15 protein-coding genes and 2 pseudogenes are annotated in these 22,563 nt (G+C 62.8%); 8 read left to right on the top strand and 9 right to left on the bottom strand.

Features of this window, described 5'->3' with window-relative positions; genetic code table 11:
- Positions 1 to 68 precede the first annotated feature (68 nt).
- On the top strand, positions 69 to 779 hold the full coding sequence (locus PW947_RS17625) for a PIG-L family deacetylase (protein ID WP_299633628.1): 711 nt from the start codon (positions 69 to 71) through the stop codon (positions 777 to 779).
- A 1,195-nt stretch (positions 780 to 1,974) separates the two neighbouring features.
- Here the strand turns inward: PW947_RS17625 and PW947_RS17620 are convergent.
- The 4 genes and pseudogenes from PW947_RS17620 to aepX form a co-directional block, all read right to left on the bottom strand.
- Positions 1,975 to 2,998 (bottom strand): annotated as a pseudogene (locus tag PW947_RS17620) (IS110 family transposase).
- Between the two features lie 459 nt (positions 2,999 to 3,457).
- On the bottom strand, positions 3,458 to 4,525 hold the full coding sequence (locus PW947_RS17615) for a 2-aminoethylphosphonate aminotransferase (protein WP_299633627.1): 1,068 nt from the start codon (positions 4,523 to 4,525) through the stop codon (positions 3,458 to 3,460).
- Complete coding sequence (aepY, locus tag PW947_RS17610) at positions 4,525 to 5,754, bottom strand: phosphonopyruvate decarboxylase (RefSeq protein WP_299633626.1); 1,230 nt, start codon at positions 5,752 to 5,754, stop codon at positions 4,525 to 4,527. The genes PW947_RS17615 and aepY overlap by 1 nt, the downstream gene beginning before the upstream one ends.
- Positions 5,751 to 7,454, bottom strand: coding sequence for a phosphoenolpyruvate mutase (gene aepX / locus PW947_RS17605; protein WP_299633625.1), 1,704 nt, complete (start codon positions 7,452 to 7,454; stop codon positions 5,751 to 5,753). The genes aepY and aepX overlap by 4 nt, the downstream gene beginning before the upstream one ends.
- A 462-nt stretch (positions 7,455 to 7,916) precedes the next feature.
- Between aepX and PW947_RS17600 the strand changes: the two genes are divergently transcribed.
- The 3 genes from PW947_RS17600 (at position 7,917) to PW947_RS17590 (ending at position 11,991) form a co-directional block, all read left to right on the top strand.
- Positions 7,917 to 9,461 carry a methyl-accepting chemotaxis protein gene (locus PW947_RS17600; protein ID WP_299633624.1) on the top strand — a complete coding sequence of 515 codons (1,545 nt, stop codon included), beginning with the start codon at positions 7,917 to 7,919 and terminating at the stop codon, positions 9,459 to 9,461.
- A 377-nt stretch (positions 9,462 to 9,838) separates the two neighbouring features.
- Complete coding sequence (locus PW947_RS17595) at positions 9,839 to 11,575, top strand: penicillin-binding protein 2 (RefSeq protein ID WP_299633623.1); 1,737 nt, start codon at positions 9,839 to 9,841, stop codon at positions 11,573 to 11,575.
- Between the two features lie 158 nt (positions 11,576 to 11,733).
- Positions 11,734 to 11,991, top strand: coding sequence for a DUF2866 domain-containing protein (locus tag PW947_RS17590; RefSeq protein WP_299633622.1), 258 nt, complete (start codon positions 11,734 to 11,736; stop codon positions 11,989 to 11,991).
- A gap of 55 nt (positions 11,992 to 12,046) precedes the next feature.
- Here the strand turns inward: PW947_RS17590 and PW947_RS17585 are convergent, their stop codons facing one another.
- Positions 12,047 to 12,346 carry a hypothetical protein gene (locus PW947_RS17585; RefSeq protein ID WP_299633621.1) on the bottom strand — a complete coding sequence of 100 codons (300 nt, stop codon included), beginning with the start codon at positions 12,344 to 12,346 and terminating at the stop codon, positions 12,047 to 12,049.
- Positions 12,347 to 12,464: 118 nt separating this feature from the next.
- On the opposite strand from PW947_RS17585, the gene PW947_RS17580 reads away from it, so the two are divergent.
- Both PW947_RS17580 and PW947_RS17575 read left to right on the top strand, forming a co-directional pair.
- Entirely contained in the window at positions 12,465 to 13,106 is a 642-nt protein-coding gene (locus PW947_RS17580) for a YigZ family protein (RefSeq protein WP_299633620.1), read from the top strand.
- Positions 13,107 to 13,364: 258 nt separating this feature from the next.
- A complete protein-coding gene (locus PW947_RS17575) occupies positions 13,365 to 14,417 on the top strand; it encodes a VTT domain-containing protein (protein ID WP_299633619.1) in 1,053 nt (350 codons plus the stop codon).
- A 15-nt stretch (positions 14,418 to 14,432) separates the two neighbouring features.
- On the opposite strand, the gene PW947_RS17570 is transcribed toward PW947_RS17575, so the two are convergent.
- Positions 14,433 to 15,941 carry a sensor domain-containing diguanylate cyclase gene (locus tag PW947_RS17570; RefSeq protein ID WP_299633692.1) on the bottom strand — a complete coding sequence of 503 codons (1,509 nt, stop codon included), beginning with the start codon at positions 15,939 to 15,941 and terminating at the stop codon, positions 14,433 to 14,435.
- Positions 15,942 to 16,340: 399 nt separating this feature from the next.
- On the opposite strand from PW947_RS17570, the gene PW947_RS17565 reads away from it, so the two are divergent.
- Positions 16,341 to 17,927: an inorganic phosphate transporter gene (locus PW947_RS17565; RefSeq protein WP_299633618.1), complete on the top strand. Its 1,587-nt coding sequence runs from the start codon at positions 16,341 to 16,343 to the stop codon at positions 17,925 to 17,927.
- Between the two features lie 94 nt (positions 17,928 to 18,021).
- Here PW947_RS17565 and ppk2 read toward each other — a convergent pair whose 3' ends face one another.
- Together ppk2 and PW947_RS17555 are read right to left on the bottom strand one after the other, a co-directional pair.
- Positions 18,022 to 18,957: a polyphosphate kinase 2 gene (ppk2, locus tag PW947_RS17560; RefSeq protein WP_299633617.1), complete on the bottom strand. Its 936-nt coding sequence runs from the start codon at positions 18,955 to 18,957 to the stop codon at positions 18,022 to 18,024.
- Between the two features lie 137 nt (positions 18,958 to 19,094).
- Positions 19,095 to 19,496 carry a VOC family protein gene (locus PW947_RS17555; RefSeq protein WP_299633616.1) on the bottom strand — a complete coding sequence of 134 codons (402 nt, stop codon included), beginning with the start codon at positions 19,494 to 19,496 and terminating at the stop codon, positions 19,095 to 19,097.
- Positions 19,497 to 19,617: 121 nt separating this feature from the next.
- Here PW947_RS17555 and PW947_RS17550 point away from each other — a divergent pair, with 121 nt between their 5' ends.
- The gene (locus PW947_RS17550; protein WP_299633615.1) at positions 19,618 to 20,688 is read left to right on the top strand and encodes a trypsin-like peptidase domain-containing protein; all 1,071 of its coding nucleotides are present in this window, start codon (positions 19,618 to 19,620) and stop codon (positions 20,686 to 20,688) included.
- A 102-nt stretch (positions 20,689 to 20,790) separates the two neighbouring features.
- On the opposite strand, the pseudogene ggt reads toward PW947_RS17550, so the two are convergent.
- Positions 20,791 to 22,555, bottom strand: a pseudogene (gene ggt, locus PW947_RS17545) (gamma-glutamyltransferase).
- Positions 22,556 to 22,563 lie beyond the last annotated feature (8 nt).

Raw genomic sequence — 22,563 nt, 5'->3', positions numbered from 1 at the left:
TAAGCTCATGTGGGGCTTTCGATCCATGCCGATGTCGTGCTTTCACCGATGAAATCCGTCGAGAACGTATGAGCGAAACCAGTCCGCGCCTGTTTGTCGTATCACCGCATTTCGACGACGCCGTATTCAGTTGCGGCGCGTTGATGGCTGCGCATCCGGACGCCGCCGTGTGCACCGTTTTCGCCGCGCCGCCCGAGCATCCGATGCATACCGAGTGGGACATGAAAGCCGGTTTTGCCGACTCGCACGATGCGATCCATGCGCGCACGGTGGAGGACGACAATGCGCTCGACGTGCTGGATGCGATTCCGTTGCGCATGCCGTTTCGCGATTGCCAGTATGCGGATTCGCCGTCGATCGACCGGCTGGCGGCCGCGCTGGAGGAGACGATTTACCGGTCTACGGCGAATGTTTTGCTGATGCCGCTGGGGCTGTTTCATCCGGATCACCAGCTCGTGTATGAAGCGTGTTGTGAGCTGGTGCCGAGGTTGTCGCATCTTGCGTGGTTCGCGTATGCGGAAGCGATCCATCGGTGTCAGCCGGGCGTCGTGGATGCGCGGCTCGCCGATCTGTCGAAGCGCGGGATCGTGGCGACACCCGCGCAGCCGTGGGCGCGGTTTGCGCTGGACGACGAGCGGCGCGACGCGTTGAAGCGCGAGGCGGTGAGTGCGTATGGGAGTCAGTTGAGGGCGTTCGGCGCCGACGGGTATGGCGACGTGTTCGGGGACGAGCGGTTCTGGAGTTTGAACGTGACGCGGCGGGGTTTGGGGCGTCACTGAAAGTGGCGCGGGATTTGTTTTGCGATCGGTTCTCTATCGAGGTGGGGATCGTCTACGCTTTTGATGTACCGCTGCGCGGTGGGATTTCTTTTGAGGTTATTCGATCATGTTTTATATGCACACTAATCCGTTACCCGATCCGCTCGCTGATCCGACCCGTGATCCGGAAGGGGATCCGCTTTCGCCGGCGTCGCCAGGGCATCATAACGATGAGCCGCAGCGGCCGGAAGGGCCGCCGGATAAGGATCCTGTGGTCAGGGGTTGACTTTGGGTTTGGGGTTGGTTTGGTTGTTGTTGTGTTGGCGTGCGTGGCCTGTCTTTGCGCTGGTCTGCTCGGTTGTCCCGGTTTCACGTCGGTCGGTTTGGTTTTGCTCGATCGTCCCGGTTTCACGTCGGTCGGTTTGGTTTTGCTCGATCGTCCCGGTTTCACGTCGGTTTGCCTGGATCGTCCCTGTGCGGGACCGCACCTACTTTTCTTTGCTCGCGCAAAGAAAAGTAGGCAAAAGAAAGCGCGTTTACCTCGCGCTTCGTAGCGAGTGGCGTCTACTGACTTTCGGGTAGTGGACCGCGCACGTTTGGACTCGGCGGTCCGTTTTTCCCGGTGGTCCGCGCCCGCACATCCCGCCCGCTTCGCGGCGGTAGCCTGCTTTAAAAACCTATTTTCGCCACGCTATTTTTCGGCCTTCTCGACGGCTCCGGCGTCCGTCTCAAGGCCTGGTTGCGCCATGGCATTTACCCGTCTTCACGATGGTTTCGACGCTCGGCGTAGCCAGGAATTTTGCGCGCGAGAACGGACCGGCGCATGCCAGGAAAATGGATGTTGTGACAAACGGAGTGCAGCGCGCGAAGAGCGCCGAGAGAAAAAGACGGGGCTGTGCCCAACGGCTGTCGCGGAGCGAACAGCCGGAACGAATGACTGCCTTTATATGGACGCCTCCCGTTTGCCAAGGGTTTTCGTGTGTGTTGGTAGACAGGAAGGTTGCGGCTTTATATCCGGCCTTGTTGCAGGTCGAACCCGCTGGCCTCGATGGAATCCGCTGGCTCACGCCTCACTTGACACACGGGCTGTTAGCCCGCAAGGCAGTTCAGGTTTGGTGAGTCCCGGTCTGACCTGTGTGCCATCACACTCAATTACCTTGCGCAACCTTTGACATCCCATCTCCTGCAAAACCGGTTTATTCAGTCATTGCAGCGCTTACGCCGCTCGCGTACTCACATAGCCTTTCTCGTACGTACGCCCGTGCGCCAGCAGCGCCCAAATCGTTCGGGCCATCTTGTTGGCCAACGCAACGATTACCACGTTATGCGGGCGCCGCCGGCCCAACTGCTCGAGCCACGGGCCTGGCTCTTTCGCGCGCGCGAGCACCGATCGTGCACCGTGGATCAGCAGTGTGCGCAGATACACATCACCGCGTTTGCTGATCCCATGCAGTCTGATCCTGCCACCGGTGCCGGTCTGTCTGGGCACCAGACCCAGCCAGGCCGCAAACTCACGTCCTGAATGAAACGCTTTGGGGTCGCCCATCGTCGCCACAGCAGCGGTCGCTGTCAGCAGCCCGACGCCGGGAATGTCGGCGATCTGCCACAGGCACGCTCTTCCTTCATCCAGTCCGAGAGTTTGGCTGTTCGATTCGCGCAATCTGCTCATCGAGAACGTCAAGCCGCTGCCACTGCTCACGCAGCGTGTCCACCAGCATCGTGGGCAAACGCGCCTCCAGGCGCGCCAGCACATCAGCCATCGCCCGGTTCAGCGCGGCGCGGCCTACCGCCATCACTTCACCGTATTCCGTCAGCAGCCCACGCAATCCATTGATCTGCATCGTGCGAAACCTGATCAGTTGCTGGCGCATCCGGTGCAATGCCAGCACGGCCTGCTGCGATTCAGTCTTGACCGTCACGGACCTCACGCCCGACTGCTGTACCGCGGTCCAGATTGCCCGTGCATCAGCCACGTCGCTCTTGTTACCGCTCACAAACGCCTTGACCGCCTGGCCCGGCATCAACTTCACCTGATGACCCATCTGCTCCAGATGACGCGCCCAGTGCTGGGAACCGCCACACGCTTCCATGCCGATCAGGCACGGCGCGCGATTTGCAAAGTGCGACAGAAACGTGGCGCGTCGGATCTGCCGGCTGACGACCTCGCCTGTTTGCGGATCAACCCAGTGGACCTGGAACACCTGCTTCGCAATATCGACACCAACCGGAGTAAGCTTCATTTGGGTTCTCCTTCCTCAAGTGGTACGTTGCCCAACTTCCACTCTGGCACATCTGAGGCCGTCGGTTGCGAGAACCCACCTTCCTGGTCGCGCCCCGACCATTCGGTCAGCAGCCCTCGCGAGGGGGAGGCGTCCATACCATTTGTCACCAGGTTAAGCGGTGCGACAACTCAAATCGTGCGCGGTCCACTACCCGTTCTGGAAGGACGCCACTCGCTACAAAGTGGCGGTGTAAACGCGCTTTCTTTTGCCTACTTTTCTTTGCGCGAGCAAAGAAAAGTAGGTGCGGTCCCGCACAGGGACGATCCAGGCAAACCGACGTGAAACCGGGACAACCGAGCCGATCCAGGCAAACCAACGCGAAACCGGGACGACCAAGCCGATCCAGGCAAACCAACGTGAAAACAGGCCACGCACGATGAACCAAGAACAACCAAAACCAGAACCAAACCAGAACCTCTACTTCAACACTCCCCCTACCCCTTCCACCAACCGAACAACATCCCCCCCCACGATGGCCCCCATCGTCGATATCCGGAAAAGCGCCGCCGACAACCCACCTTGCCCGGCATAGATCACAAACCCCCGAGCCTTCAGCGCATCATGCAACGACGCATAATCGACGCCCACAGGCAACCGATAAGCCCGCAACACCACCGAACATTCATCCGCCGGCAACGCCCCCTCGACCCCTAACGCCGCAAATCCGCTGCGAACCTGCTCCGCCAGCGCGGCATACCGCTCGTGCCGCGCCACCAGCCCACCTTCGTCCTCGAACTCGCGCAATGCCTCGACCAACGCATAAAACACATGCACGGCCGGCGTGAACGGCGTACTCCGCGCATCCTGCAACGTCGCAAGACGTCGAAGATCCAGGTAGTACGTCCGGCTCGCGGCTGCGTCGAGCGCGCTGCGCCGTACCATCACGAACGACACGCCCGGCACGCCGTGCAAACACTTGTTCGCCGTCGCTGCAACCGCATCCAGACTGGTGTCGCTGAAATCGATCGCTTCGGCTCCGAAACTGCTCACGCCGTCCACCAGCAACTTCACGCCGCGCGCCCGGCACACGGCACCCAACGCGTTCAGGTCGTTCAGACGACCCGTCGTGGTCTCGTGATGAATCACCGCGACATGCGTAAAACCTTCGCCTGCATCGAGCCGCGCCGTCACGCGCGCAAGGTCGATGGCCTGCATCCAGTCATGCTTCACGCTCTCGTGCGCAATCCGGTACTGCGTCGCGATCTGCGTGATCCGCTCGCCATAGACGCCGTTTTCGAGGATCAGCAGCTTGCCGTTCTCCGGCACCATCGCCGCGATCATGCTCTCCAGCGCCGACGTGCCCGAACCGGTCATCAACACGGCCTGCCATTGCGAACCGTCCAGTCCGTACACGCCCAGCAACCGCGAACGCGCTTCGTCCTGCAAATCGAAAAACTCGCTCTCGCGATGACACAAATCCGCCTGCAGCAGACTGTTGCGCACACGCTCCGTCAACGTGACGGGGCCAGGGTTCAGCAGCAGCATCAACGCGCTCCTTCAGTGACGGCAATAACATCGGTCGCGCCGATGTGACGCATCAGACGCGTCTTCACTTCGGGCGGCGTAATCGTGGGACGCGGCAAGCCGTCAGGCGTACCGCGGCGAATCGCAATGCGCACGAAGCGCGGTCCGTTCGATGTAGTCGATGTAGTCGATGCAATCGATGCACTCGATGCCGGCGTGCCGAGCACGTCGTCGAGCGCACTGACTTCGTCGCTATCGACCGCCGACGCATAACCGCACGCCGACGCCACGCCCGCAAACGACACCTGCGGCGAAACCGTCGACTGGCCACCTGTCGAATCGTGCGCGCCGTTGTCCAGCAACACATGCGTCAGGTTCGACGTGCCGTACGCACCGAGCGTCGCGAACGCGCCCATCCGCATCAACGCGGCGCCGTCGCCATCGACGGCCACCACGTTCAGATCGGGGCGCGACATCGCCAGCCCCAGCGCGAACGGCGTCACGCATCCCATCGAGCCCACCATGTACAACTGGTTCGGCCGGTCGTCGATCGCGTACAACTCGCGTCCGCAAAAACCGGTGGACGCCAGCACGACCGTCGATTCGACCGGCGTATGCGCAATCACCTTCTGCAACGCGGCATGACGCGTCGGCCATGCGTCGGGCGCATGCGTGGATGCATGCATGCGCGGCACGCATGCATCGCGACGCGCGGCCGGCGCGGCCGCTTTCAACTCATACGGCGCAACGCTGCCCTTTTGCATCACCAGCGCATACGGTCGACCGGTGGCATCCATGTGCGCGGTCGCACGGTCGAGCGCGGGGCCGATTGCGTCGGCTTCCGTCGGGAAGGTCTCCCACGGAATCTCCATCGTATCGAGCATCGCGGGCGTGATCGGACCCATCAACGCATGCTGCGGTTCGTCGGCGACGCCGGGCTGGCCGCGCCACGTGACGATCAGCAATTGCGGCAGACGGAAGGTCCACGTCAGCGACGTCAGCGGACTCACGGCGTTACCGAGACCCGAGTTCTGCATCATCGTGATACCGCGACGGCCGTTCTGCGCGCCGAGCGTCACGCCCGCGATCAACGCGACCGCATCGCCTTCGTTCGCCGCCGACACGTAATGCAGCGACGGATCCTGCAACACGTAATTGATAAACGGCGTCAGATACGAACACGGCACGCCTGCATACCAGTCGAAACCCCGCTCGCGCGCGGCTTCGACAAACTGTGCCGCTTCGATCATCGCGCGGCTCCGTTCGCGGCACCTTCCGCCGAGAACGGCGTCTGCGTGTGCGCGAAATCGCCCGCACGACGGAAATCGTCGAGGTCGTTCACGCCGCGCCAGTGGCCGTGCACGTATTGCACTTCGACCTGTTCGCCCGCTTCGACCAGCGCGTTCAGCAACGCCGGCATATCGAGCGAATCGAAATCAGGACGCGCGCGCAACGTACCGAGCACCGCTTGCAGACGTTCGCGTCCTTCGCCGCGCACGTTCAGCAGACCGACCCAGCGGCCGTTCGGCTGTTCTTTGCCGTCGCCCTGCACGTCGTTCGACACGCGACGCAGCAGCACCTTGTTGCCGAACAGACCGCGATCGTCCGCAGCCGAACACCACGCGAAATCCTTCACGCTGGAATTGTCCGGCTCGGTCAGCGACGAATCGACGACGACGCTGAACGCGGCTTCGCTTTCCACCAGATCGCGCAGGATGTAGCTGCGGAACAGCAGGTCGCCATACGACACGACGGTGTCGCCCTGCAGCGCATCGACCGCGCAGGCCAGCGAACCGAGTTCGCCGGTCTGCTCGTGACGCTCGTTGACGACCAGCTTGATGCCGGCCGTGTCGATCGCGTCGGCGCGATAGCCGCCAACCACGGTGATGTCGTTGACGCCCTGCTTCTTGAATGCGTCCACGAGCCAGCGCAACAGCGGCTTGCCGGCGATCGGCAGCATCACTTTCGGACGCTCGGCGGTCAGCGCTTCGAGACCGGCGCCACGGCTTGCCGCGAGCACGACGGCGGACGCCGACGTGCGCGAGTTCGACAGATAGCGGTTTTCCGCTTCCGAGTATTCGTCCGCATCCTGCAGACGGAAAATTTCGTTGACGGGTGCAATCCGGTCTTCCACGTCGACCAGCGTCTGGCTGCTGTGGATCGTGCGCGCCACGGCTTGCATCGCCGACGTCGATGCGCGGATCAGATGGTTCGCCCAGATCACCGTGCTGATGCCGGCTTCACGGAATACGTCGGTCGGCGTGCTGTAGTACTTGGTCGGCACGATCACCAGCGGACCGCGGCCAGCCCATTCGCGCGCGAATTCGAGGATTTCGTCCGGGCGCGACAGCTTCGAGTGAATCAGGATCGCGTCGGCGCCGGCCTGGCGATACGCTTCCGCGCGACGCAATGCTTCGTCCATGCCCCAACCGGCGATCAACGCTTCGACGCGCGCCACGATCGAGAAATTCGCGTCGGTCTGCGAGTCTTTACCGGCCTTGATCTTGCCGCAGAATTCATCGACTTCCGCGAGCGGCTGGCGCTCGCCGTTGATAAAGCTGTTGGTCTTCGGGAACTGCTTGTCTTCGATACACACGCCTGCGATGCCGCGTTGTTCGAGCTTGCGCACGAGGCGTCGCACATTGTTGAAGTTGCCGTAGCCGGTGTCGCCGTCGAGCAGGATCGGCAAGTCGCTGGCGTCGGCCATGAATTCGAGCGTGTCCACCACTTGCGTCCAGCTCGCTTCATTGTTGTCGCGCACGCCGTACTGCGCGGAAATCGCCAGTCCCGAACCCCAGATCGCCTTGAATCCGGCCTCGCGCGCGATTCGCGCGGACAGGCCGTTATGCGCTTCCATCAGGAACTCGAGTTCGTTGCTGGTCAGCATCTGACGCAGACGTTCGCTGCGCGAAGCGGTACGAGATACAAAGGCGTTTTCGGGGGCGTTCATTTGACTCGATACTCCTTGGCCTTAAGCGGCCACATGATTTATTCAGTTTGTCCGCTGCGTCCGGCGGCATTGTGATCGCTGAAAAACGGGACTATAGCGGAAATGAATTTGCCTCGTGGTTCTCGCGGACATAATTGGCGAAATTTGGAATTTTTCGGAAAAATGTGCAATTGAAGTTGTATTGTAATTGTCAGTTTTAAATCTTTTGCGATGCATGGAACGCGGTTTTATCGCCGTATTAATCAATGCTTTTTTAAAGCGGATTAATTCCCGCGCAAACGGCGCTCATTCGATTGAATGGCAATCCGCATGCGCATTCAAACATCGCTGCATTCGATCCTTCAGAAGAATCACAAAACGGGCTGTCGGGTTTCCCCTGCTATTTCCGGCGTAAAGCGCTGCCGTAAACACATTCAGGCATTGCATGAATACGACAACTGGAATACGCAACAAGAGGCCCCAATGACCCTGAATAAAAAGCTCGGTTCGATGATCGCCGTGTTATGGATCGGTCTGATCCTGATCGGCGGGTTCGGCGCCTGGCAACATCGCACGTCGCTGCTCGACGACCGCCGTCAACAACTCACCGCCGTCGTCGAGGAAGCGACCAGCATTGCGAACCGTTATTACACGCTGTCGCAGCAACACGCGCTGTCCGACGCCGACGCCCGCAAGCAGGCGCTCGACGTGATCGCCAGCCTGCGTTACGGCACCGACGGCTATGTGTCGATCAACGATTCGCATTCGGTGATCGTGATGCATCCGTTCAAGAAAGAGATGAACGGCAAGGACATGTCGAACTTCGCCGATCCCGCCGGCACGCATGTGTTCGTCGAAATCGTCAACTCGGCCAATCGCGGCGGTGGCGGCGGCTTCGTCGACTATCTGTGGGCGAAGCCGGGCCACGATCGACCGGTGCCGAAAACCAGCTACGCGCTGCACTTCACGCCGTGGGACTGGTATGTCGTCAGCGGCATGTATATGGACGACGTGCAAGATGCGTTCTACGCGGCGCTGTTGCGCTGGGTGCTGATTACCGCCGTGCTCGGCGCAATCGCGACGCTCGCGATGGTGCTGGTGCTGCGCAGCGTGCGACGTTCGCTCGGCGGCGATCTCGAACTGGCCGTCACGGTCGCGCAACGGATCGCGCGCGGCAATCTGGCCGAACACGTGCCGCTGCAATCCGGCGACCGCACGAGTCTGCTGTATGCATTGCAAGCCATGCAGGCCGGTCTGATCGAGACGGTGTCGCGCGTGCGCAGCGGCACCGAAAACATCAACGTCGGCGCGAGCGAAATTGCGGCGGGCAATACCGATCTGTCGCAGCGGACCGAGCAGCAAGCCGCCGCGCTGGTGGAAACCGCGTCGAGCATGGACGAGATGACCGTCAACGTGAAGCAGAACGCGGACAGCGCGCTGCAAGCGGCGAAACTGGCGCATCAGGCCGCCGACGTCGCGACCCGCGGTAGTCGCGTGGTGGACGACGTGGTGCGCACGATGGGTGAAATCACCACGAGTTCGCGGCAGATCGGCGACATCATCGGCGTGATCGACAGTATCGCGTTCCAGACCAACATCCTCGCGCTGAATGCGGCCGTGGAAGCGGCGCGCGCGGGCGAACAGGGTCGCGGTTTCGCGGTGGTCGCAAGCGAAGTGCGCAGTCTCGCGCAACGTTCGGCGACGGCCGCGAAGGAAATCAAGGCGTTGATCGAAACGTCGACGGGTACGGTCGAAGCCGGTGCGTCGCTGGTGTCGAGCGCGGGTTCGACGATGGGCGAGATCGTGCAATCGGTGCATCGCGTCAACGAGATTCTCGAAGAGATCAGCAATGCGTCACGCGAGCAGAGCGCCGGAATCGAACAGGTGAATCGCGCCGTGGGCGAAATGGATCAGGTCACCCAACAAAATGCGGCGCTCGTCGAAGAGGCGGCTGCGGCGGCCCATTCGCTAAAAGATCAGGTCGGCGCACTGCGCGACGCCATTGGCAGTTTTGCATTACCCGCCTGACCGGTTTTAGAACGTGATTCGAATCGAATCGCACACGATTAAAGCGGCGAATAAAAGTCGCGACAGGGAATTCCACCACACTTAACACACGCCCAATTCAGATTGAAGGCGCGCGGGGTATTAGAAAAAACGCAGCACAGAGAAGCACTGGCGAGGTTTTCAGGCGCGGATGAATATCCGCGCCTTTTTTATTTGGCCGGCCGAACGCGCGCGGCAACGCCGGTTCGCCCGCTTCCGGTCGATCTGCCGCGCACTCGCGGGCAGATCGCCACGCACTGCACGCCGAATCCTTGCTTGAGTGGCACGTTATTCTTACGTTAGCATTACAGTCATCCAGATTCGCCCAGCATGTGGGCTTCACGATTCACCGAGCGCCCATGATCCATCGCCGAAAATCGCCGCCGTCCGACACTTACGCGCCTGTCGCCAAACATCCGGTGCTGGCGTCGCGCCTGCCGAAATGGCGCTCGACGCTGGTGATCATGCTGATGTTCGCGGCGTTCGCAACCTTGATCGCACGCGCGTTGTGGATTCAGGTGATCGACAGCGAGTTCTATGTCGTGCAAGGTCAGAAGCGCTATCAACGCACGCTCGAACTCGACGCGATGCGCGGCCGGATCGTCGATCGGAACGGCTCGCTGCTGGCGGTCAGCCTGGTCACTTACGAAATCTGGGCCACGCCGAAACTCGTCGATGAAGCCGCGTTCGGGCCGCTCGCGCGCTTGCTCGACATGCCGGTCGCCGAACTGCGCCGACGCCTCGCCGGCGACCGCTCGTTGGTGCTGCTGAAGCGTCAGGTCGATGCCGACACCGTCGGCCACATCGACCGGCTCGACGTGGCCGGCATCACCCGCGTCGCCGATTCGAAACGCTTCTATCCGGAAGGCGAATCGGCGGCGCACGTGGTCGGCTTTACCGACGTCGAAGATGCCGGTCAGGAAGGCGTCGAACTCGCCGCCGACGATCATCTGTCCGGCACGCCGGGCCAGCGCGAAGTGATCCGCGACCGGCTCGGCCGCGTGGTGCTGGAGACGCGGCCGAGCGTGCCCGCGCACAACGGCGCGACGGTCCGGCTGACCGTGGACCGGCGCATCCAGCAACTCGCGTACAGCCAGTTGAAGACGGCGATCGCAACCCACCACGCGGAAGCGGGCAGCGTCGTGGTGCTCGACGCGCGCAACGGCGAGATTCTCGCGCTCGCGAACTATCCGAGTTTCGATCCGAACGACCGCAAGCGGCTGACGGGTCGTCAGTTGCGAAATCGCGCGGTGGTGGACACCTTCGAACCGGGTTCGACGATCAAGCCGCTGGTGGTCGCGCTCGCGCTCGACGAGGGCAAAGTGCGGCCGCAAACGCGGATCGATACGTCGCCCGGTTGGTACAGGATCGGGCCTGCCGTGATTCACGACACGTCGAATCACGGCACGATGACGATCCAGGAAGCGATCCAGAAATCGAGCAATATCGCGCTCGCCAAACTGGCGCTGACCTTCCGCGCCGAAACGATCTGGGACAAGTATCAGGATTACGGGCTCGGCCAGAAACCTTCGCTGACGTTCCCCGGCGCGGCGGCCGGCAAGGTGCGTCCGTTCGGACGCTGGCGCCCGATCGAACAGGCGACGATGGCGTACGGCTACGGGCTGTCGGCATCGTTGTTGCAGATCGCGCAGATCTACACCGCGTATGCGGGCGACGGCGTGCTGCATCCCGCGCGTCTGCTGATCGACCTTCCCGCCGACGACGACGCATCGGGCACGTCCGCGCTCGCCCAGCCGCGCAGTGTGACGACCGCCGCCACCGCGCGGCAGATTCGCACGATGCTCGAAATGGCCACGGGTCCTGGCGGCACCGGCCGTGCGGCGGCGATCGAAGGGTATCGGATTGGTGGCAAGACCGGCACCGCGCGCAAGCAGATCGGCGCGAGTTATGCGAAAGACCGTTATCGCGCGTTGTTCGTCGGCATGGCGCCGATGAGCGATCCACGGTTGATCGTTGCGGTGATGATCGACGACCCTGCGGGCAAGGCGTTTTATGGCGGCACGGTCGCGGGACCGGTTTTCAGCGGTGTTGCAGGGGGTGCGCTGCAATTGCTCGGTGTGCCGCCGGATGCCTGATCGCACGTCGAAACGTGCTTTTAAGTTTGGCTTAATTCTTTGCTGCAACTATCACGCTCAGTATCCCCTGTTAGCCGCCGTTGCACCGGCGGCATTTTTTTAGGCGATACACACGCGTCGCACAACACTGCGTAGGCCAGCGAGCAAGGAGCCACATCATGGTAGAAGACGCGGTATTCGAACACCTTCGGGCGATGCCCGGCAATGAATGGGTTCGTCAGATCCACTCGTGCACGATCTCCGATCCCCTTCAACCGCCCTGGGGACGCTCGGTCAGACTCGTCGAATGGACGCTGAAGCACGTGCCCGAATCGTGCCGGCGTGTCGTTCCTGCGGAGAGCACCCCGCTCGAAATCGCCCAGGCCGTCGTCTCTCACGTACCCGGCAGATTGTTCTGCCAGCACACCGACAAGTAATCCCCGCCCAGAAGCGCGACGCCGCAAGCCGTCGCGCTTTCTGTTTTCTACGGGTTCACACGCCCGTCGGGCGCGCCGTGTCTTCAGCCGGATCGTCCTGAACCAGCACGATCCGGAAATCCGCGTAGCGCTTGCTCATCGCCCGGCGCATGCCGTACAGCGACGCGGCGACCCCGCTCAGCAGCGACCACGCGCCCGTCACCCAGACGTCCGTCGTGGTGCCGGTCAGCTTGCCGATGATCGCGAACACCAATCCCACCAGCACGCCGCTCGCCAGCGCGACCAGCGTGGCCCGCCACGTAAACGCCCACCAGATTCGCGCTGCCCTTTCCCACGTCACCGTCACCTGCTGCATCGTTGTCCTCCTGAGTCGAAACGAATCCGCCATGTTAAACAAGCATCGCGGTTTCATCGCAACAATCTGACGCGACGTACCGGATGAAGCGCGGATTACGCACGCATCGCCGCCGTCGATGCTTCCGCTAACATGTTGCCTTCGTCCTCTTTCTTCGACTCGCGCCTTGCCCACTTACACGCTGCCCGCTCCGCTCACCACGGAACTCGAAATCCGCAAAAGCCGCTTCATCGGATACGCGATTCCCGTCGCCGACCGCGACGCCGCGATGGATGAATTGCGTCGGCTGCGCGAGTTGCATCCGGGCGCGACGCACGTGTGCTGGGCGCTGCTGGCGGGCGGCCAGTCGGGTATGTCGGACGACGGCGAGCCGTCCGGAACCGCTGGCCGGCCGATCCTCGAAGTGCTGCGCCATCACGATCTGGACGGCGTGCTGGCCGCCGTCGTGCGCTACTACGGCGGCATCAAACTCGGTGCGGGCGGCCTGGTGCGCGCGTACACGGACGCGATCGCGAAAACGCTGCAGGACGCGCCGCGCGTCGAACGGATCGCATTCGCGCAGCTGACGGTCGAAGTCGGCTACGCAGACGAAGCGCGGGTGCGTCGCTGGATCGAATCGAACGAGTACGCGCTTGCCGACAGCGGATACCAGATGGACGTACGGCTCTCGATCCGCCTGCCCGTCACCGCCGTCGAAGCCGCCCGTCACGAACTGTTCGACATGACCCAGGGCAAGGCCGTCTTCCCGGACGAAACCTGATCTCGAGCGCTGACGGAACATCGCCGCATTGCAATGGCGCCCGGCGACTCGAAGCGGGCGGGCCCGAAAACTGCGGGACAGCCACGAATTGCGTAGCGTCCCACGCATTGCGCTCGCCGGCATACGCGCGCAAGTGCCGATTCGCCGTGCATGCGATACTGATCCGGCGAGCATGACGCCACACGATGCAACACTCATCCGAGCTCGCCTGACAGCGACACTTCACCGGTTCGATCGTCCTATCCCGGAGCATCGCAATTGATCGAAATCCCGACCACCGCGATAGGCACCTGGGGCGCGGCCGTGGTGTTCCTCAACGTGCTGATCACCCGCCTCGGCGTGCCGATTCCGGCTGTGCCGGTGCTGCTGTTCGCGGGCACCGCGATCGCGCACGGCGCGCTGTCGTTCTGGTCGATCCTGCTGGCCGCCGTGGTCGCCGCGATGCTCGGCGATAGCGTCTGGTTCGCCGCCGGCCGTGTCTACGGACGACGTCTGTTCACCACGCTCGGCAAACTGTCGCCGCTGGTGGAAAGCAAGCTCGCGCAGGCGCGCACGATGTTCGAACGCTTCGGCGTGCCGCTCGTGTCGCTGTCGAAGTTCGTGCCGGGTCTCGCCTTTATCACGCCACCGTTGATGGGCACCACGCCCGTCGATACGCGCATCTATCTCACGTGGGACGTCGTCGGCACGTCCGCATGGGCGGCGTTCTGGCTGCTCGGCGGCGCGGCGGCGGAGCGTCAGTTGCGTCGGCTCGTGACCGAGGCGCGCGCGCATGGCGGCACGGTGCTGGATCTGCTGGCCGCCGCCGCGCTGATCTATTTCGTCTACCGGCTGGTGCAGCGGTGGCGTTTCAAACGCTGGATCGAACGCACTCGCGTATCGCCCGAACAGTTGAAGTCGATGATGCGTTCGCCGACGCCGCCCGTCGTGCTCGACGCGCGGCCATCCACCGTGCGCAACGACGAACCGCGCAAGATTCCGGGCGCGTTGCCGCTCGATCTCGACTCACCGGGCAAGGTCGACGACGCGCTTCTCGCGCACGATATCGTCGTCTATTGCGTGTGTCCGAACGACGCCGCCGCGAAGGACATCACGATGAAAATGCGCCAGAAAGGGTTCACGCGAATCCGGGCGCTGCGCGGCGGTCTCGACGCGTGGGAACGGCGCGGCTATCCGGTCGAGCCGCTGTGGATGCCCGACGCCGCCACGGGCCGCACGCCCCGCGCCAAAACCCGCGTCGAGCGCAAAGACGAACCCGTCACCGTACGCAGTTTCGCGCCGCGCCGCGCGGGCGAAGGCGGCAAGCATTGATTGCCGCGCGAGCCGCTACGTGACGCCCGCGCTCATGCCCGACGCAACCCGGTTCCGTCCCGCCGACTTCGCGAGATAGAGACGCTCGTCGGCGGTGGCGAGCAGCGCGAGTGCGCTGCCGACGCTATCCGGCGCACCCGTCGCGCTGCCGATGCTCACCGTCACCGTTGCGATCGCGCCGATGCCGGCGTCGAACTGCATCGCCTGAACCTTGCGGCGGATCGATTCGGCGACCGTCGCCGCGCCGTCCGCAGGCGTGTCCGGCAACACGACCGCAAACTCCTCGCCGCCGTAACGGGCCACCAGATCGACCGAGCGCCGCACCGTCGACGCGATGCATTCCGCCACCGCGACCAGCGCGTCGTCGCCGGACGCGTGTCCGTGTGTATCGTTGAAACGCTTGAAGTGATCGATATCGATAAACAGCACCGACAACGGACTGCCGGTGCGCCGCGCGCGCTGCCATTCGTCGTCGAGTCGCGCGTCGAGCAGCCGGCGATTGGCGAGGCCGGTCAGCGGATCGGTCGCGGCGAGCCGGATCAGCTCGGTTTGCGCGCTCAGCTTGTCGCGCAGTGCAAACGCCAGCAGCCACGACACCAGCACGAACACCGCGCCGAAACACAGCGTCAACCCGCCGACGATCGCGCTGCGGCGCCGCCACGGCGCGAGCACGTCGTCTTCGGCCGGCGCGACGGCCGCGATCAGCGGGGTGCCCGGCACGTGCGCATAGGTGAACATCCGGCGCACGCCGTCGATCGGCGACACCGACGCATACGAACCCGCTTCGCCCGACGCCATGTTGACGAAGGTCGGCGAGTGCGAGACGTTCGAGCCGATATCGCTGCCGTTGAACGGCTTGCGCGCGATCATCGTGCCGTCATCGAGCAGGATGAACACCGAGCCGGCATGACCGGTGTTGATGCGATCCAGCAGGCCGCGAAAGTAGTCCAGCCGGATCGCCAGCAACGCCACACCGGCGAAGCCGCCGTTCGCCGAATCGATCCGGCGCGACAGCCCGATCGACCATTTGTCGTCGCGCAGACGCGACCGGTACGGATGCGAAATGTAGAGGCCGACCGACGGATTGCGCTGATGCACGCTGAAGTAATCGCGGTCGGCGAACGACTGCGACGTGCTGACATCGGTGTCTTGCGACGCGGTGAGCTTGCCGTTCGCGTCGAGGATATACGCGCCGCCGAGAAACGCCGCGGTGGTTGCGCGATCGAACAGCACCGCGCGCTGCACGTCCGGCGACAACGTGCCGAGCACGGGATCGCGCGCGCCATCGACCATCGCTTTCAACGAGAGGTCGTAAATTTCGATGTTGCGTTCGAGGTCGCCGGAGATGATCGCAACCAGGTTCTCCGAGGTTTCCCTTGCATGCTGGAGTGCGTCGGCGCGGCCCGCGTAGAGCGTCGTGAAGGTCAGCGCGCCCATTGCAAGCGCGACGACGGTGCCGGTCAGACCCGTCACGAACGGATGATTGCCGATCGCATGCGACACGCGCGTGCCGACCGCGCGCATCGCGTGGCGCAACCGTCGGCGCACCCTGAATACTCGAAATGACACTGACGTGTCCCCTCCTTTGCCGCGCCGTCGTCCGAAAACGTAGCACGCAACGCCGCTGATCGAGCGCGCGGCCGGTTGTTTAAACCATTCTAGGGCGCGTCCATCGCGCGCGTGAACGCGACGAGTGCATCGATCGCCACATTCACCGCCGCCGTCACGATCGACGCCAGTTTTGCCCCACGTTTACCCGCAAAAAACCGAGGAATACCAAGCGTTTCATACACGCACACCCATTTTACGCGACTGCTCCATATGCAACATCCAATAGGGGCCAAGGTCGTCACGCGACCGTCATCGTGACGACACACACGCCCCGCAGGATCGGACGTTCACGCGACCAACCAGGGGACTCTCATGCCGGAACTTTCGTATCCGCAACCCGATGTAGCAGCCGGGCGAGGCCGCAGTATGGGCCTGATCGTGTTTCTCATCGTTATCGCAATCGGCGCGGTGTATTGCGCAATCAACCTGTTCGACGATCTGCAAGTGGTGCGCCAATCGTCGGTACTGCCGTACATTCTGCTTGGCGTGGCATTGCTGATTGCGCTCGGATTCGAATTCGTCAACGGCTTTCACGACACGGCCAACGCAGTCGCGACTGTCATCTACACCCACTCGCTGACGCCGAATTTCGCGGTGGTCTGGTCGGGTACATGGAATTTCCTCGGCGTGCTGACGTCGAGCGGCGCGGTGGCCTTCGGCATCCTGCAACTGCTGCCCGTCGAGCTGATCCTGCAGGTCGGCAGCAGCGCCGGTTTCGCGATGGTATTCGCGCTGCTGATCGCCGCGATCATCTGGAATCTCGGTACGTGGTACCTCGGTTTGCCGTCGTCGAGTTCGCATACGCTGGTCGGTTCGATCATCGGCGTGGGTCTGATGAACCAGCTGGTGCACGGTTCGAGCGGCGCCAGCGGCGTGGACTGGAATCAGGCGCTCGGCGTCGGTAAATCGCTGCTGTTTTCGCCGCTGGTCGGCTTTCTCGCAGCGGGTTTGCTGCTGATGATCCTGAAGGCCGTCGTCAAGATTCCGGCGCTGTACGCGGAACCGAAGGGCAAGGAACCGCCGCCGTTCTGGATTCGCAGCCTGCTGATCCTGACCTGTACCGGCGTGTCGTTCGCGCACGGTTCGAACGACGGCCAGAAAGGCATGGGCCTGATCATGCTGATCCTGATCGGCACGGTGCCGACCGCCTACGCGTTGAACAAGGCTGTCACGCCCGCTGAAACGCAGACCTTTCTCGCCGTCGCGCAACAGACCACGGCCGTGCTGGCCAAGTACACGAACGGCGTCGCGCCTTCGCAGAACGCCCGCGCGGAAGTCGAGGAATACGTGCGCACGAAGCAGTTGACGCCGGCCACGGTGCCCGCGCTGGCGGCGTTGTCGCAGGTGATCGGCAACCAGGTCGCTGCGTCGGGTTCGATGGCGAACGTGCCGCAAAGCATCGTCGATAACGTGCGCAACAACATGTACGTAGCGTCGGAAGCGATCCGTCTGATGGACAAGTCAAAGCAACCGGCATTCAGCGCCGACGACCGCAAGGCGATCGACAACTTCAAGGGACAACTCGATCACTCGACCAAATTCATCCCGACCTGGGTGAAGGTGGCGGTCGCGATCGCGCTCGGCCTTGGAACGATGGTCGGCTGGAAGCGGATCGTCGTGACGGTCGGCGAAAAGATCGGCAAGCAGCATCTGACGTATGGACAAGGCGCATCGGCCGAACTGGTCGCGATGCTGACGATCGGCGCCGCCGACGCGTACGGCCTGCCCGTTTCGACCACGCACGTGTTGTCGTCGGGTGTCGCCGGGACGATGGCCGCAAACGGCTCGGGCTTGCAGTGGAACACCGTGCGCAGTCTGGTGCTGGCATGGGTGCTGACCTTGCCCGCGTCGATCGCGCTGGCGGCCGGATTGTATTGGGTGTTCCGGATGGTGTTCTGACCGGCGCATCTCAAGCAAAAAAGCGCGGCATAGGGTTTCCTATGCCGCGCTTTTTTATTCCGGATGACGGACCGTTGGTCCGTCGGTCACGACGTCAATAGATCTCCGGCACGATCATGCTTTCCGGAACCGGTTGACGGATATATTCGCTGTTATGCACGCGCGACGGCAAGATCACGCTCGAATGCTCGACATCGTGATACGGCACCTGGCTGAGCAAGTGATTGATGCAGTTGAGCCGCGCGCGCTTTTTATCGACGGCCTGCACCACCCACCACGGCGCTTCGGGAATATGCGAGCGCTGCAGCATCACTTCCTTCGCCTGCGTGTACGCCTCCCAGCGGCGACGGCTTTCCAGATCCATCGGACTGAGCTTCCATTGCTTCAACGGATCGTGAATACGGGTCTGGAAGCGGATTTCCTGTTCTTCGTCGGTAATCGAAAACCAGTACTTCAGAATCTGCACGCCGCTGCGCGCCAGCATCTTTTCGAACTCCGGCACCGAACGGAAAAACTCTTCGTATTCGTCGTCGGTGCAGAAATTCATCACGCGCTCGACGCCCGCGCGGTTGTACCAGCTGCGGTCGAACAGCACCATCTCGCCGCCCGCGGGCAAATGCGACACGTAACGCTGGAAATACCATTGCGTGCGCTCGCGGTTGTTCGGTGCGGGCAATGCCGCGACGCGGCACACGCGCGGATTCAGGCGCTGCGTGATGCGCTTGATCGCGCCGCCCTTGCCCGCCGCGTCGCGTCCCTCGAAAATCACGACGAGCCGGTGACCGGTATGCACGATCCAGTCCTGCAATTTCACCAGTTCGCCCTGCAAACGGAACAGCTCGCGGAAGTACATCTTGCGGGTTTCGCGCTGCTCGCTCGAAAACGCCGACTCGCCGTCCAGAATGCGGTCGTCGACTTCCATTTCGAGTTCTTCGTCGTACGCATCGATCAGATCTTCCTCGAAGCGCCGCTGCCGTTCGGCTTGCGACGCTGCGTCGGTGACGTCGGCTCTCGGGTCCAGCTCTTTCATCGCGACTCTCCTCGACGATGGCAACAGGTTGACACGCTGCGTGACCCGCAGCGTCGGTGACACGATTGTGACGGCGCGACGTGTCAGCCGTGTTAAGTCGCGACAATCCCGAACGGGAAAACGCGCGCCGTCACAATTCAGCTTTTCAGCGGTTTCGCAAAACTCAGCTCATGGCCGTCCGGATCCGTGATGTGGAAATAGCGCTCGCCCCACGTCGCATCCGTCGGCGCGAATTGCGGCGCATAGCCCGCCGCGAATGCCGCGTGATACACCGCATCGACGTCCGTCACGTGGACGATCACACGTCCCCACCATTGCACCGGACGCTCGTCGGCAATCAGGTTCAGAAACGATCCGCCGAATGCGAACGACGTGAACGCCTCGTTCGCGCCGCCGAACTTCAGCGGAAAACCCAGCGTGGTGTAAAACGCGACCGCGCGTGCCATGTCGCGCGTGGCGAGCGTAATCGCGCTCAACGATTCGATTCCCGGCGCATCCGCCGCCGCCGATGCAGCCGATGCCGCGTGTGTCTCGTTCATGGTTGGCGCTCTCCGTGACGCGGCCCTGCGCGTCGTATCCAGTTTCTCACAAGCACGGCTCGCGCCTTGAAAACGCGCCGACGGCCCTGCATCTGGCAGCCCGAATATCCGGAGCTTCGTCATGGGAAGCCGTCCCCGCTTCATCGACGATCTGGCGCACGCGTCGCCGGATCCGCACGACCCGCAACATCCTCAACAACCATTAAACACCCTCGATTCACCCGACGACGCCGGCTTGCTCGACGCCTACTCGCGCACGGTGATCGGCGCGCTGGAGCGCGTTCAGCAGGCGGTCGCCTTTATTTCCGTCGAGCGGCGCATGCCCGGCGATCCGGCCGGCCGCGCGGCGCCGGCAGGCACCGGCTCGGGCTTTCTGTTCACGCCCGACGGCTATCTGCTGACTAATAGCCACGTCGTCCACGGCGCGACGCGCATTCGCGTGACGCTCGCCGACGGCGCGACGTTCGACGCCGATCTGGTCGGCGACGATCCGCACAGCGACCTGGCCGTGCTGCGGATCGGCTCGGCGGAAGCCTTGCCGCACGTCGAACTCGGCGAGTCGGGCAAATTGCGCGTCGGCCAGATCGCGATTGCGGTCGGCAATCCGCTCGGGCTCGCGCAAACCGTCACGACGGGCGTGATTTCGGCGCTCGGACGCACGCTGCGCTCGAATTCGGGCCGCATGATCTACGACGTGATCCAGACCGACGCCGCACTCAATCCCGGCAACTCCGGCGGTCCGCTGATCAACTCGGCGGGTCAGGTGATCGGCGTGAATACGGCCATCATTCCGGGCGCGCAGGCGATCTGCTTCGCCACTGCGATCGACACCGCGAAGTGGGTCATCATGCAACTCTTCGCGCATGGCCGCGTGCGTCGCGCGTATATCGGCGTGGCCGGCACGACCAAGCCAATTTCGCGGCGCGTGCAGCGCTATTTCGGTCTCGACCTGGCAACCGGCGTGCACGTGATGGAAGTGGTCAAAGGCAGTCCGGCGGCAGCGGGCGGCCTTCGAACCGACGACACGATCGTGATGATCGATTCGATACCGGTGGATAGCGTCGATGCATTGCAGCGCACGCTCGATGCATCGCGGATCGAGCGCGAGGTCGAGGTCACGGTGTTGCGCGGCGCGCAGCGTCTGCAATTGACGCTGACGCCGCTCGAACAGGCGCGTACCGCGCGCGACTGAGCCTGCGGGTTTGATTGTCGAACCGGCATCGTGACGCGGACCTGCGATCCGCGCTCACGATGCCGCCCCGCCCGCACGCTCACCGACGCGCAAGCGGGCCGCTTACGGGATCACCCGCGTCACACCCCGGCCGCGCGGATCCGACACCGCCTCAGGCGTTTCGCCGTTCACCTTGATCGCCTGAATATCGCCGTTGAAACCCTGTTTCTGCAGCACGTAGCCCTTCGCTTCGAGTTGCTTCGCGAGTTCGCCGTCGATCGGCTTGTACGGCTCCCAGAAAATCGTGTTCGGCGGCAGCAACTGATGATGGAAGCGCATCATTTCGACCGCTTCGTTCAACGGCAGGTTGAAGTCGTAGAGATTGTTGATCACCTTGGAAGATCGACGTGAAAATCCGCGATCCGCCCGGCGTGCCGATCACCAGCGACACCTTGCCGTCCTTCGTCAGGATGGTCGGCGTCATCGACGACAGCGGACGCTTTTTCGGTTCGATCGAATTCGCGTCGCTGCCCACCACGCCGAACATGTTCGGCACGCCCGGTTTCGCGGCGAAATCGTCCATTTCGTCGTTCAGCACGATGCCCGTGCCTTCCGCGACCACACCCGAGCCGAAGTAGCCGTTGATCGTGTACGTGTTCGAGACGGCATTGCCCCACTTGTCGATCACCGAGAAATGCGTGGTTTCCGCCTTCTCCGGCATCGTCGTGCCTAAACCGGGCTGCACGCTCTTGGTATCCGACGGCGTGTCCACATTGATCTCGGACGCGCGTTTGGCCAGGTAGCCGTCGTCGATCAGTTGCGCGATCGGCACCTTGTAGAAATCAGGATCGCCAAGATATTGCGCACGATCCGCGAACACGCGTTTCTCGATTTCGGAAATCAGGTGAATGTACTGCGCTGAATTCAGCGCGACATTGTTGAAATCGGACGCGCGGTCGGCCTTCATCTTCAGCAACTGGACGAGACCGATCCCGCCCGAGCTCGGCGGCGGCGCGGTGATCACGTGATAGCCGTTCCAGTCGGCCTGAACCGGCTCGCGCCATACGGCCTTGTACTGTTGCAGGTCGCGTTTGGTGATGAGTCCGTGACCGCGCATCGACGCGGCGATCAGGTCGGCCGTCTTGCCGTTGTAGAAGTCTTTCGCGCCCTGGGTCGAGATGCGCGTCAATACGGTAGCGAGGTCCGGCTGCTTGAAGTTGACGCCCTGCTTGAGGTTGCCGAAGTACAGATCGAAGTTGGTCTTGCCGGCGAAATCCTTCGCGGCGTTGTCGCGGCGCTGCGCGAGCTGCTCGTCGACTTCGAAACCGTCGGTTGCGTATTTGATGGCCGGCGCGAGCACCTGTTTCCACTTCAGCTTGCCGAAGCGCTTCTGCGCCTCCCACATGCCTTCGACGGTGCCCGGCACGCCCACTGCACGATAGCCGTACAGGCTCATGCCCTTGATGATCTCGCCCTTGTCGTCGAGATACATGTTGCGGGTCGCAGCGAGCGGCGCACGCTCGCGATAGTCGAGAAAGTACGGTTTGCCGTCGACGTAAAGCGTCATGAAACCGCCACCGCCGATATTGCCCGCTTCCGGATACGTGACAGCCAGCGTGAACGCAATCGCGACGGCCGCATCGACCGCATTGCCGCCTTGTTTGAAGATCTGCTCGGCGGCGTCGGCGCTGTATTTGTCGGCGACGGCAATCGCCGATGCATTGAGCACGGCCGGCGCGTTCTTCGCCGATTGCTGGGTCTGGGTGGAATGTTTGGCCGTCGTTTTGGCCCACGCGGGCGTGGTATCGACGAAGGCGGTGGATACGGCGACCAGCGCGATCAGCGCGAAGCCTGTTGCGGACGACTTGACTCTACCGATTGACGACATCGACTCTC

The sequence above is a fragment of the Paraburkholderia sp. genome, assembly GCF_028283785.1.
Lineage (GTDB): Bacteria > Pseudomonadota > Gammaproteobacteria > Burkholderiales > Burkholderiaceae > Paraburkholderia.
Note: the sequence above shows the minus strand (reverse complement) of the source record. Positions and strands in the feature narration are given on the sequence as shown.

Bases quoted from the DNA above. Each gene is read 5' to 3' on its own strand.
- PW947_RS17625 (WP_299633628.1), top strand. From the start codon at position 69: ATGAGCGAAACCAGTCCGCGCCTGTTTGTCGTATCACCGCATTTCGAC.
- PW947_RS17615 (WP_299633627.1), bottom strand. From the start codon at position 4,525: ATGCTGCTGCTGAACCCTGGCCCCGTCACGTTGACGGAGCGTGTGCGC.
- aepY (WP_299633626.1), bottom strand. From the start codon at position 5,754: ATGATCGAAGCGGCACAGTTTGTCGAAGCCGCGCGCGAGCGGGGTTTC.
- aepX (WP_299633625.1), bottom strand. From the start codon at position 7,454: ATGAACGCCCCCGAAAACGCCTTTGTATCTCGTACCGCTTCGCGCAGC.
- PW947_RS17600 (WP_299633624.1), top strand. From the start codon at position 7,917: ATGACCCTGAATAAAAAGCTCGGTTCGATGATCGCCGTGTTATGGATC.
- PW947_RS17595 (WP_299633623.1), top strand. From the start codon at position 9,839: ATGATCCATCGCCGAAAATCGCCGCCGTCCGACACTTACGCGCCTGTC.
- PW947_RS17590 (WP_299633622.1), top strand. From the start codon at position 11,734: ATGGTAGAAGACGCGGTATTCGAACACCTTCGGGCGATGCCCGGCAAT.
- PW947_RS17585 (WP_299633621.1), bottom strand. From the start codon at position 12,346: ATGCAGCAGGTGACGGTGACGTGGGAAAGGGCAGCGCGAATCTGGTGG.
- PW947_RS17580 (WP_299633620.1), top strand. From the start codon at position 12,465: ATGCTTCCGCTAACATGTTGCCTTCGTCCTCTTTCTTCGACTCGCGCC.
- PW947_RS17570 (WP_299633692.1), bottom strand. From the start codon at position 15,941: ATGCGCGCGGTCGGCACGCGCGTGTCGCATGCGATCGGCAATCATCCG.
- PW947_RS17565 (WP_299633618.1), top strand. From the start codon at position 16,341: ATGCCGGAACTTTCGTATCCGCAACCCGATGTAGCAGCCGGGCGAGGC.
- ppk2 (WP_299633617.1), bottom strand. From the start codon at position 18,957: ATGAAAGAGCTGGACCCGAGAGCCGACGTCACCGACGCAGCGTCGCAA.
- PW947_RS17555 (WP_299633616.1), bottom strand. From the start codon at position 19,496: ATGAACGAGACACACGCGGCATCGGCTGCATCGGCGGCGGCGGATGCG.
- PW947_RS17550 (WP_299633615.1), top strand. From the start codon at position 19,618: ATGGGAAGCCGTCCCCGCTTCATCGACGATCTGGCGCACGCGTCGCCG.